The sequence below is a fragment of the Streptococcus sp. 2018WUSS126 genome, from assembly GCF_044427425.1.
Taxonomy (GTDB): Bacteria; Bacillota; Bacilli; order Lactobacillales; family Streptococcaceae; genus Streptococcus; species Streptococcus hashimotonensis.
In genome coordinates this window covers 24,195-35,758 of sequence record NZ_JAOTGB010000018.1, presented here as the reverse complement: position 1 = coordinate 35,758, position 11,564 = coordinate 24,195, and the positions used below count along the sequence as shown (strand labels likewise).

General features: G+C 39.8%; 15 protein-coding genes. 13 read left to right on the top strand and 2 right to left on the bottom strand.

Annotated features, from left to right (window positions below; translation table 11 throughout):
• Positions 1-32 precede the first annotated feature (32 nt).
• Positions 33-215, bottom strand: a complete 183-nt coding sequence (locus ODU34_RS07770) for a 4-oxalocrotonate tautomerase (protein ID WP_002934978.1) — start codon at positions 213-215, stop codon at positions 33-35.
• Between the two features lie 134 nt (positions 216-349).
• Here ODU34_RS07770 and ODU34_RS07765 point away from each other — a divergent pair, with 134 nt between their 5' ends.
• The 13 genes from ODU34_RS07765 (at position 350) to ODU34_RS07705 (ending at position 10,587) form a co-directional block, all read left to right on the top strand.
• Complete coding sequence (locus ODU34_RS07765) at positions 350-679, top strand: hypothetical protein (RefSeq protein ID WP_238145917.1); 330 nt, start codon at positions 350-352, stop codon at positions 677-679.
• A gap of 446 nt (positions 680-1,125) precedes the next feature.
• Positions 1,126-1,659: an excalibur calcium-binding domain-containing protein gene (locus ODU34_RS07760; RefSeq protein ID WP_238145915.1), complete on the top strand. Its 534-nt coding sequence runs from the start codon at positions 1,126-1,128 to the stop codon at positions 1,657-1,659.
• A 382-nt stretch (positions 1,660-2,041) separates the two neighbouring features.
• The gene (locus ODU34_RS07755) at positions 2,042-2,623 is read left to right on the top strand and encodes a thymidine kinase (protein ID WP_012028098.1); all 582 of its coding nucleotides are present in this window, start codon (positions 2,042-2,044) and stop codon (positions 2,621-2,623) included.
• 221 nt (positions 2,624-2,844) lie between these two features.
• Entirely contained in the window at positions 2,845-3,924 is a 1,080-nt protein-coding gene (gene prfA, locus ODU34_RS07750) for a peptide chain release factor 1 (RefSeq protein WP_015646857.1), read from the top strand.
• Positions 3,924-4,757: a peptide chain release factor N(5)-glutamine methyltransferase gene (gene prmC / locus ODU34_RS07745; RefSeq protein WP_105178827.1), complete on the top strand. Its 834-nt coding sequence runs from the start codon at positions 3,924-3,926 to the stop codon at positions 4,755-4,757. Before prfA ends, prmC begins: the two co-directional genes overlap by 1 nt.
• Positions 4,744-5,352 carry an L-threonylcarbamoyladenylate synthase gene (locus ODU34_RS07740; protein ID WP_192874220.1) on the top strand — a complete coding sequence of 203 codons (609 nt, stop codon included), beginning with the start codon at positions 4,744-4,746 and terminating at the stop codon, positions 5,350-5,352. The genes prmC and ODU34_RS07740 overlap by 14 nt, the downstream gene beginning before the upstream one ends.
• Positions 5,349-5,729 carry a GNAT family N-acetyltransferase gene (locus ODU34_RS07735; protein ID WP_105178826.1) on the top strand — a complete coding sequence of 127 codons (381 nt, stop codon included), beginning with the start codon at positions 5,349-5,351 and terminating at the stop codon, positions 5,727-5,729. Before ODU34_RS07740 ends, ODU34_RS07735 begins: the two co-directional genes overlap by 4 nt.
• 23 nt (positions 5,730-5,752) lie before the next feature.
• Complete coding sequence (gene glyA, locus ODU34_RS07730; RefSeq protein WP_105178825.1) at positions 5,753-7,012, top strand: serine hydroxymethyltransferase; 1,260 nt, start codon at positions 5,753-5,755, stop codon at positions 7,010-7,012.
• Positions 7,012-7,986, top strand: a complete 975-nt coding sequence (locus ODU34_RS07725; RefSeq protein WP_105178824.1) for a nucleoid-associated protein — start codon at positions 7,012-7,014, stop codon at positions 7,984-7,986. The genes glyA and ODU34_RS07725 overlap by 1 nt, the downstream gene beginning before the upstream one ends.
• Complete coding sequence (locus tag ODU34_RS07720) at positions 7,987-8,586, top strand: lysozyme family protein (protein WP_002934990.1); 600 nt, start codon at positions 7,987-7,989, stop codon at positions 8,584-8,586.
• 101 nt (positions 8,587-8,687) lie between these two features.
• Positions 8,688-9,446, top strand: coding sequence for an SDR family NAD(P)-dependent oxidoreductase (locus tag ODU34_RS07715; RefSeq protein WP_205015022.1), 759 nt, complete (start codon positions 8,688-8,690; stop codon positions 9,444-9,446).
• A 16-nt stretch (positions 9,447-9,462) separates the two neighbouring features.
• Positions 9,463-10,212: a DUF6287 domain-containing protein gene (locus tag ODU34_RS07710; RefSeq protein ID WP_205015023.1), complete on the top strand. Its 750-nt coding sequence runs from the start codon at positions 9,463-9,465 to the stop codon at positions 10,210-10,212.
• A gap of 21 nt (positions 10,213-10,233) precedes the next feature.
• Positions 10,234-10,587 carry an HIRAN domain-containing protein gene (locus tag ODU34_RS07705; protein ID WP_024408909.1) on the top strand — a complete coding sequence of 118 codons (354 nt, stop codon included), beginning with the start codon at positions 10,234-10,236 and terminating at the stop codon, positions 10,585-10,587.
• A 20-nt stretch (positions 10,588-10,607) separates the two neighbouring features.
• Here the strand turns inward: ODU34_RS07705 and ODU34_RS07700 are convergent, their stop codons facing one another.
• Complete coding sequence (locus tag ODU34_RS07700) at positions 10,608-11,465, bottom strand: hypothetical protein (protein WP_205015026.1); 858 nt, start codon at positions 11,463-11,465, stop codon at positions 10,608-10,610.
• Between the last annotated feature and the right edge of the window lie 99 nt (positions 11,466-11,564).

Here is an 11,564-nt window from a genome sequence, read left to right as displayed (position 1 = left end):
ACTCCTGCATTTTGTTGCAAGAGTGTTTTCTCTTATTTACGTTTCATTTCACCTTGTGGGTAGTAAGTCCCCTCAGGCATATCATTGATGAAAACATGAATGGCTTCTTTTGGCGCATTAGTATTACGAGATACAACCTCTGTTACTTCACGCGCAAGGGCAATCTTTTGTTCCTCCGTGCGTCCTTCAAACAAATCAATACGTACAAACGGCATATATTTCCTCCTTTATTTTTCGTTTATTGTACCATAGTTTTTATGATTCTCCAAGGATATTTTCATAATGTATTGCAAAATATATTTATATTTTTTTATAATAATATCGCGATTAACAATAAGGAGAATGATTTATGTTTAAGAAAAAAGCAACTCAGATAGTTAGCGAAACGTCAATAAAAAAATCTAGAAAGTTTCTTAATGGGAAAACAGCAGGAATAACTGGTGGTGTCCTACTTACAACATTTATCGGTTCACAATTAATGACTGCTGAGCTTCCGAAAAAAGATGACCTTTATGGACAACAGTATGTAACAGTCGTAAAACATCTTCAGGAAGCAGGTTTTAAAAATATTCAGGGGGTGGAAATTACTGATTTAGAATTTGGAAAAATAGGGGAGAAAGCGATCTTGTCGAACTCGTCTCTGTTGACGGAGAAGATTGGAAGGAAGGACGGGCTTTAAAAAATATCCCAATTACAATCTCCTACCATGTTCCCAAAAAAGATGCCGTTGAATTCAACCTACCAGCTTCTAAAAATTTAGCAGATGTCGAGAAAGAGCTGAAAGATTCAGGTTTTAAACAAGTCGAACTAACTCCTGTTCTGCTAGTAGAAGAAGGCAATGCAGACAAAAAAGATAAGATTGATCGCCTTCAAATCGGAAATCACACCTATCAATCCAATCATTTTTACTCTACTAGTCTCCCTGTTACATTAACCTATTTTGACGTTAGCAAAGATAACATCAAACTACCAGAAAATCTAGCAGAGGCTAAAACAAAGCCAGAGCTCGAAAAACAGCTAAAAACAGCAGGATTTACAGACATCAAGTGGACTGCTGTTGCGGACAAGGATAAAGCAAAGCACGAAAAAATTCAAAAAATTAGTCTAGCTGGCGCAGAGCTTCAATTGCCCACCAAACAGGAGATTATCAGCAAAAAATCACCCCCCATTGTAATCACCTACTACGATTTCTCTAGCTTCGCTGAACTGCCATCATCCATTTCAACAAAAACAGCTGCAGATACTAAAAAATTGTTTACTGACGGTGGTTTTTCTCAAGTATCTGAAGTAGCAACAGAGACCAATGAAATTGCTAAAAATGGACAAATCATTGCGGTCGAGATTGATGGAAAATCTTTTAACGAGATGAATGATAAGGTCATCAAAAAAGATAGCAAAGTCATTATCAAATATTGGAATGCTGAAAAAGCCATTGCTGAGAAAGCACGTAAAGAGGAGGAAGAACGTCTCGCCGCCGAAGCGCAAAAAGTTGCAGAAGCAGAAAGCCAAGTTCAGCAATTTGCTGCTACACCATCTCAAAACACATATTATCCAAATTGTAAGGCAGTTAGACAAGCAGGAGCTGCACCAATCTATCGTGGAGAACCAGGTTACGGTAGTCATTTAGACCGTGATGGAGATGGAGTTGGGTGTGAGTAAGAAAAACATTGACAGCGTTTACATCGTTTGCTATACTATCCTTAAAGGAGGGATTACTCATGGCCTATAAATACCGTATGATTTTATCGTTCCTACTCGCTGGATTATGTTTGTATCTAGTAGCAACTGTTTTTGCCAAGAGTATATGGGAAGGACCTTTGTTTCTTGCATTTTCTTTTTACAGCCTAATATATGGTTGTGTTATGCTCTACAAGTGGAAACCAACGGCAGCTAAAATCATTTTTGAGTGTGTCGGAAATTTCTTATCATTCCCCTGGTCTTAATATCAAACAAGCTCAAAACGGGCTTGTTTTTCTATTTCCATAAGGACCATTTTATGATAAAATGGAAGGAGTGAAAATTTAAGATTGGAAAGAGAAAAGTGGCTCAATTATATTATAAATATGGGACAATGAACTCAGGAAAAACCATTGAGATTTTGAAGGTTGCCCACAACTATGAAGAACAAGGAAAACCTGTTGTTATCATGACATCTGCACTTGATACTCGTGATGCCTTTGGTGTTGTATCCAGTCGTATAGGCATGAGAAGAGATGCAGTGGCGATTGACGATGATATGGATATCTTTGGTTTTATTGAAAAAATGGAACCACGTCCTTACTGTGTTCTCATTGATGAAGCACAATTTCTTCGACGTCATCATGTCTACGCACTTGCTCGCGTAGTCGATGAATTAGATGTACCCGTTATGGCTTTCGGTCTTAAAAATGATTTCCGAAATGAACTGTTTGAAGGTTCCCAACATTTGCTCTTATTGGCTGATAAATTAGATGAAATCAAAACAATCTGCCAATATTGTTCTAAAAAAGCGACAATGGTTTTAAGAACGCAGGATGGAAAACCCACTTATGAAGGAGAACAAATCCAAATTGGTGGCAATGAAACCTACATTCCTGTCTGTCGCAAACATTATTTTTCACCAGAAATTAAAGATTTACCCTAATTTTTGAAAATGAAATGAGAAGCGGCTGTAAACCGAGCATCTATATAGAACTGAATTTGCCTATGACTCTGTGCCAATTTTCATGACCTACATATTACAGAAAGGAAATGAACACGCCCTACAAGCTGTGTCAAAAAGATAATTTCTCCAAGTGTTTGTAACACTTGGTCAAAATTCCTATTTTGACTGTGCTTGCTTAACGGGCTTTGTATCTTAATTTTATGAACATCTATGATCAATTACAAGCGGTGGAAGACCGTTATGAGGAACTTGGTGAATTGTTGTCTGACCCAGATGTAGTCAGCGATACCAAGCGTTTTATGGAGTTGTCTAAGGAAGAGGCTGCAACTCGTGATACAGTAACAGCCTACCGCGAATATAAGACTGTACTTCAAAACATTGTCGATGCAGAAGAGATGATTAAAGAATCTTCTGGTGATGCTGACTTGGAGGAAATGGCTAAGGAAGAACTCAAACAAGCTAAAGCTGACAAAGAGGCTTACGAAGAAAAGCTGAAAATCCTTCTTTTACCAAAAGACCCTAACGATGACAAAAACATCATCTTGGAAATCCGTGGTGCTGCAGGTGGTGATGAAGCCGCCCTCTTTGCTGGAGACCTTTTGACCATGTATCAAAAGTATGCAGAAGGTCAAGGCTGGCGTTTTGAAGTCATGGAGGCTTCTTACAATGGTGTCGGCGGTATCAAGGAAGTGGTTGCCATGGTCTCTGGTCAATCCGTTTATTCAAAACTCAAGTATGAATCAGGAGCTCACCGTGTCCAACGTGTCCCTGTGACAGAAAGCCAAGGTCGTGTCCACACCTCAACAGCAACCGTTCTCATCATGCCAGAAGTTGAAGAAGTGGAATACGACATCGATCCAAAAGATCTTCGTGTCGATATTTACCACGCATCTGGTGCTGGTGGACAGAACGTCAACAAGGTTGCGACTGCCGTGCGTATCGTTCACTTGCCAACCAACATCAAAGTAGAGATGCAGGAAGAACGGACCCAGCAGAAAAACCGTGAAAAGGCCATGAAGATCATCCGTGCCCGTGTTGCAGACCACTTTGCACAGATTGCCCAAGATGAGCAGGATGCAGAGCGTAAATCAACCATTGGTACTGGTGATCGTTCAGAGCGTATCCGTACTTACAACTTCCCACAAAACCGTGTGACAGATCACCGTATCGGCTTGACCTTGCAAAAGCTGGATACTATCTTGTCAGGTAAGATGGACGAAGTCGTAGATGCTCTTGTACTTTACGATCAGACGCAAAAACTAGAAGAGCTTAACAAATAATGAATTACGCTCAATTATTTGCAGCATACGAAGAACAATTAGTCGCAATTGGTGAAGAGGCAGAATCCCTGTCCTTCACCTTTCGTGGCTTAAAGGGATTGAACTTTACGGAATTTCTCCTCCTGCTCCGTCAGGAAGTTACACCGACTAACAAAGAAGAGATTGATGCGATTTTTCAGCAACTTTCCCAGCACCGACCTGCCCAGTACATTATCGGCAAGGCTGATTTTTATGGCTTGGAGTTTGCGGTGGATGAGCGAGTCTTGATTCCAAGACCTGAAACGGAAGAATTAGTTGATTTGATTTTGCAGGAAAATAGCGGAGCAGGTTTGCGTATCTTAGACATCGGTACAGGAAGCGGTGCTATAGCTATTTCCCTTGCAAAAGCTAGACCTGATTGGGAAGTGGTTGCGGTTGATATTTCAAAGGATGCCCTAGCAGTGGCTAAGGAAAATGCAAGAACCAACCAAGTCTCTGTTCACTTTCTGGAATCGGATGTCTTGCAAGCTGTGACAGGGCAATTTGACATCATCGTTTCCAATCCTCCCTACATCTCGCCAGATGACACAGACGAAGTTGGACTCAATGTATTGACTTCTGAGCCACATCTGGCCTTATTTGCGGAAGAAGATGGCATGGCTATTTACAGACAAATTGCGGAGCAAGCAGGGACCTTTTTGAAAGAGGATGGAAAACTCTACTTTGAAATTGGCTACAAGCAAGGGCAAGACCTAACTGACTTACTCGCTCTGCATTTCCCCAAAAAGCGAATTCGAGTCCTCAAAGACCAATTTGGACAGGATAGAAAGGTCGTAGCGGATGACAATGGATAAACTCCGAACAATTCTTGAAAATGGTGGTGCTGTTATCCTTCCAACTGAAACAGTCTATGGGCTTTTTGCCCAAGCCTTGAATGAAGATGCAGTCAATCGCGTCTATCAGTTGAAACAGCGCCCTAGGGACAAGGCAATGAACTTAAATGTCTCAAATCTGAACGATATTTATTTTTTCAGTCAAAATACACCATTTTTTCTGGAGAAACTGTATAATAGATTTATGCCAGGACCACTAACGATCATCCTGAAAGCGAACGATAAAGTTCCTTTTTGGGTTAATTCTGGTCTGGATACTGTTGGATTTCGTCTTCCCAATCACGAACAAACCTTACGTTTGATTTCGGAGACTGGACCACTTATTGGACCATCCGCCAATATTTCAGGAAATGAAAGTGGCAAGAAGTTTTCGGACATCCAGGCACAATTTTCAGTTGATTTGCCTGGCATTGAGGATGACCAAGCTCTGACAGGTATTGATTCAACGATTTTGGACCTTTCTGGACAGAAAGCGCGAATTTTGCGCCAAGGTGCTATCAGCCGCGAAGAGATTCAGAAAGCCATTCCCGAAATAGAATTTGAGGTAGTGTTATGATTCGTCCCATTGAGAAAGGTGACTTGGTAGTCATCCGAGAAATCAATGCTCAATCCTTAGGGTATGATTGTTCATTGGAACAAACTGAGCGACAGTTTTTTAGATGCACGAGTACATTGGGGCATATCTTATTGGCCTATATAGATGACATAAGTGGCGCAGTGCAAGGCTACATTCACGCACAAGTCTATGAAAGTCTCTATTCAGATACAGGCCTCAATATTCTCGGACTAGCTGTTGAGCAAATTTCACAGAAAGAGGGCTACCATTTTATTCGCCTCAATTCTGCTGAAAGTCGTCTCCAAGCCCATCTTTTCTACGAAAAGAATGGCTATCACTCCGATAAAATGCAGAAGCGTTTTATCAAGCACATTTAGCCCAATACAAAGGAGTACCGCACATGATTTTTGACAAAGTTAACTACAAAGAATTTGATAAAGAAGTTTGGGAAGCTATCCAAGCTGAAGAAAAACGCCAACAAAATAATATCGAATTGATTGCGTCTGAAAACGTTGTTTCTAAAGCTGTTATGGCAGCTCAAGGTTCTATTTTGACCAATAAATACGCAGAAGGTTACCCAGGTCGTCGTTACTATGGCGGTACGGAATGCGTTGACGTAGTTGAAAGTTTAGCTATTGAACGTGCTAAAGAAATATTCGGTGCAAAATTTGCTAACGTTCAGCCACACTCAGGAAGCCAGGCCAATTGTGCTGCCTACATGGCCTTGATTGAGCCAGGAGACACTGTTATGGGGATGGACTTAGCTGCAGGTGGTCACTTGACTCACGGTGCATCCGTTAGCTTCTCAGGACAAACTTACAACTTTGTAGCTTACAATGTTGACGAAGAAACTGGCTTGCTTGATTACGATGCAATTTTAAAACAAGCAAAAGAAGTACAGCCAAAATTGATTGTCGCAGGTGCTTCAGCCTATGCACGTACAATTGACTTTGCTAAATTCCGTGAAATTGCTGATGCAGTTGGTGCAAAATTGATGGTGGACATGGCCCATATTGCTGGTCTTGTAGCTGCTGGTCTCCATCCAAACCCAGTTCCTCACGCTCATATCACAACAACAACAACTCACAAAACACTTCGTGGACCTCGTGGTGGTTTGATTTTGACCAATGATGAAGAGCTCATCAAGAAAATCAACTCAGCCATCTTCCCAGGCATCCAAGGTGGTCCATTAGAGCATGTTATTGCTGCAAAAGCCGTATCTTTCAAAGAAGTTTTGGACCCAGCTTTCAAAGACTATGCTCAAAAAGTGATTGAAAACAGCAAGGTCATGGCTGAAGTCTTCCTTGCAAACCCTAACTTTAAAGTCATCACAGGAGGAACAGACAACCATCTCTTCCTAGTTGACGTGACAAAGGTCGTTGAAAACGGTAAGGTTGCTCAGCATCTCCTCGATGAAGTAAATATTACTCTCAATAAAAACTCAATTCCTTACGAAAAACTCTCACCATTCAAAACAAGCGGTATCCGTATTGGCTCCGCGGCCATTACTGCTCGCGGTTTTGGAGTAGAGGAAGCTCGCAAGGTTGCACAACTAACTATCAAAGCACTTGAAAATGCAGAAAATGAAACCGCTCTTGAGGAAGTCCGTCAAGAAGTGCGTGCTTTGACAGATCAATTCCCACTTTACGAAGGTTTATAATGGATATATTTGTAAAAAAAGCCATCATACATCAATTTAGTCCTGATGATACAGAGCTGGTCCTTGCCGACCAGCTTTTGACTGTTAGCCCAAAAATAGAAGAATATTTGCGTAAAAAGATTGAACGTGTCTTTTCTGATGAAGCAAAAACAGGACAATTTAACCCCGACAATCCTTTTCTTGACTATTTAGATGGTGACCTACTGACAAACTCTGTCAAGATTGCTAATCTATGGAAAGAAGAATTTTCAATTTCTGAGAATTTAAAAACCAATGACCTCATTTTCATAGAGTTTGAACGAAATGGTGTTGAACATTTTACCTTTTTGAGAATCTCACTGCGTGAAAACCTCGCCCACGTTGGTCTGGAAAGCGGAAGTCCTTTAAAAATCACCCAGAATAATTTACCTGGAGCAGGTTCAGCACCTGATGAAGCCTTGATTGTCAATCTTCAAACGCGGAAGTATCATTTGATTGAGAAAAGAATCAAACATAATGGAGCCTTCCTCAATTATTTCTCAGATAATCTTCTGCAAGTTACACCAGCTATTTCTGCAAAAAAATCAATCAAAGCAGTAGAGCAAACTGCACAGAAGATTGCTGACAATTTCCATCAAGGTGATTTTCAATTTCAATCGAAAGTCAAGTCAGCTATTTTCAACAATTTGGAAGAAGATAACGAGCTTTCACCTGAAAAATTGGCTGATCAGTTATTCGACAACAACCTGACTGCTCGTTTAAATTTCGTCGATCAACTGAAAGAGGTCATACCTGATAAGATTTCCTTCGATGAAATTGATAGTAGCCGTCAACTTAAGAAATTTGAAAATCAGAAGCTATCTTTATCAAACGGAATTGAGTTGATTGTGCCAAATGCAATCTATGAGGATGCAGAATCGGTTGAGTTTATTCAAAATGATAACGGAACCTATTCTATTCTTATCAAAAATATTGAAGACATAAAGAGCAAGTAAATGAAAAAACTGATACGTACGCTGATACTTCTTTTGCTGATTTTTCTCGGTTACAAATTCTATCAAACCTACAGTGCAGTCAAGCAAGTAATGACCTATCAAACTATGGTACAAGAAGTATTGGCAGAAAACGATACACCAGCTAATGAAGAACTAGTCCTAGCAATGATTTACACAGAAACCAAGGGACAAGAAGCAGATGTCATGCAATCAAGTGAGTCCGCTACTGGCTATGCTAACACCATCACGGATAGTAGAGAGAGTATCCGGCAAGGAATTATCTACCTGACAGAAAACCTACGGTTGGCTGAGGAAAAAGGAGTAGAGGTTTGGACAGCAGTTCAGGCGTATAACTTCGGTCCAGCCTATATTGACTATATTGCTGAGCATGGAGGAGAACATACACTCTCTTTAGCGAAAGAATACTCCAGAACAGTAGTAGCACCAAGCTTAGGGAATACTACAGAAGAAACATATACCTATTTTCATCCTTTGGCTTTGCTAAATGGTGGGAAGTTATATGTAAATGGTGGAAATATCTACTATGCTAGACAGGTTCGTTTTAATATGCACCTGATGCGCCTCATTAATTTATTTTAATACCTATCAAACTCATCGGAAATCTGATGAGTTTTTTAACTACAGCATTTTTACAAACTAGGTAAAATTGTAGTATAATAAAGAGAATAGGAGACAGAGTGATGAAACGAAATGTATTGATTACAGGTGCAAGTAGTGGCATTGGCAAAGCAATCGCTTATGTGTTTGCTGCTAATGGTGATAATATCATCATTACAGGACGAAGATTGGACAAACTAGAAGAAATTAAGCAAGATATTGAAAAGCAATACCATGTTCAGGTATCAGTTCATTCATTTGATGTTACAAATATGGAACAAACGCTTGTAAATTGTCAAAAAATCATAGAAGAAGTTGGACAAATTCATATTTTGGTAAACAATGCTGGCCTGGCATTGGGATTGGACAAATTCCAAGACTATGATTTGACTGACATGATGACAATGATTGATACCAATATTAAAGGATTACTAACTGTGACACGTCAGTTATTGCCACAAATGGTTGAAAATAATGAGGGTCATATTATCAATATTGGATCAACAGCCGGTATTTACGCCTATGCAGGAGCTGCTGTCTATGCTGCAACCAAATCAGCTGTCAAGGTGCTTTCAGACGGGATCCGTATTGACACGATTGATAAAAATATCAAGGTAACTACGTTACAACCTGGTATCGTTGAGACTGATTTTAGCCAAGTCCGTTTTCATGGAGATAAAGAGAGAGCAGCGACAGTCTATCAAGGAATTGATGCTCTTCAAGCAAATGATATTGCCAACTGTACTCTATTTGTTGCAAATCAACCTGCACACGTGCAGATTTCTGATATGACCATTATGGCAACCAAGCAGGCAACTGGCTTTACTATTCATAGGGATTAGAGGGGAGATAGCTAGAATGAAAAGAAAATATTTAGCACTCGCTCTTGGCTTGCTCACTATCATGTCGCTTTCTGCCTGTCAAACTGAAAAGAAGGGCAGTTCCGCAAGTACCTCAACTGCTGATACCCAGGTTTCTAATGCCAATACAAGCACTTCATCAACAATCCAACATGAGATTTCTCTTAGTTCTATGGATATAGATGCTCTAATGCAAGGCAATTACGATAGTATACTAGGCACCTGGCAAAATAGCCAAGGAAATTCACTAGTCTTCAATAGCAAAGGATTAGTAGCAGATAGCCAGTCCTTACTTGGCCGCGGAAAAATAACTGATGGAATTTTTGAAACAGGCTATGTAGACGCAACGATTGGCGATGTAACACTATTAATGATTCCCAAAGGAACACAAGCAAATACAACTGAGACAGACACTACTGATTCTACGCGCGATAGAATGATTGTAATAAGCCAAGAAACAGCAGCAGACGTGGTAGATGTTTATTATCGCTTGACCAATTCAGCCACTAGCGGTATAGACCCATTAAAAAATACTGAAACAGGCGTCCAGTTGGATAGTGGACCAAAAACGATTGATTATGCCAACTCAATTTTAGGCGAAAACAATTGGCGCGTCATTGAAGGTAACTACACGCGCACCGAATCTATTCCTTATAATATTTTGGAAGGCGATGATAATGCCCGTTACACTATTTACCAAAACGGTGTCATTATCAATGCAGATTATCAAATTGTTTATCAACCATAATGATTCTCTAGGAGGTTAGACATGACATTCACATCATTTGAACCAACACGCAATGTTCAAGATTTTCATTTGGCAGCCTTTGCCTACTATGATGGACTAGATGTAATCGACCAACTCAAACCAGGAACACCTGTTCAGCTAGTCGGAGAGCCGTCAAACCCACATGACTCAGAAGCTGTAGCAATCTTTTATCAGGGCACAAAGTTAGGATATATCCCATCAGATAAAAACTCACTAATCAGTCGGTTAATCTATTTTGGACACAGCGATATTCTAGAGGCACGTATTCAGATGTCCAATACAGAAAATCATCCTGATCGCCAGTTTCGAGTCGTTGTAAAACTAAAAGATAATCGTAAAAATGATAGTCGGTAATTTACCAACCTAACCATTTTCTACTTAACACGGAGCTGTGCTCTCCGTTTTTGTTCTTCAATAATACTTAAAAAGGCTGCAAACTCCCTATCCAGGCGATGTTGGTAGGCCTTATTTTTTATTGTGAGGTCTTCAAGGAACACTGGATAGGTTCCTTTTTTATACAATTCTCCTTGAAAGAAGAAGCGGTCCGATAATTTATCAACTGAAACAAGCGAAGAACGCCAGCGGCTTTTACGAGAATGAGAAGGTTTCCAAGATATTTTTAATTGCTTCTCATAAAAGTACCAGCCCATAATATATATTTTAGTTATCTGATTTCGTTTTCTGTCTTGGTAGAAACAAGGAACTGCATAAACATTTCCATGCTTTGTTTGCAAAAAAGGATGAAAATCTTTTATCTTTTCGTATTCTTTCTTTGGAATAAGGGTTAATTGATTATCCTTAATAACCTTTTTCTCATCAATAGTATACGAATAACGGTAGGGGTCATAAATGGTTGACTGCCCACGCGCTCTATAACGCTCTGCCATTTCCTTAAAAATAGGTAGATGTCCATAACCATCCATCAGACTAGATAGACTAAGTCCTCGTCGATTATTATTTTTCTTCACACCAAGAATCTTGCAGGTAGGCCAATAATTGATAGGAATGGCTCCTAATCCAACCAGAAGACCAGCGCTGTCAAAATGACTGGCAAAGCGTACCTCACGAGTGTGACCAGTCTCATTTTTCAAATCAACAAATACAGGTTGCTTGTCCTGTTCAAAAACAATTATATAATTTCCAGAAGACTCCGTATTTTCTCTAATTGGAACGGTGTAGAAGTGGTGAAAATTTGGTAATTCTAGTAACTTTCCAAGTGTTGATGTTTTCATAACACAAGTATAACAAAAAATATTTTTCAAATCCACAAAAACGTTTAATTCGTTAAACAAAAAATATAAAGAAGCTGGGAAAGACATCCATGACGACTT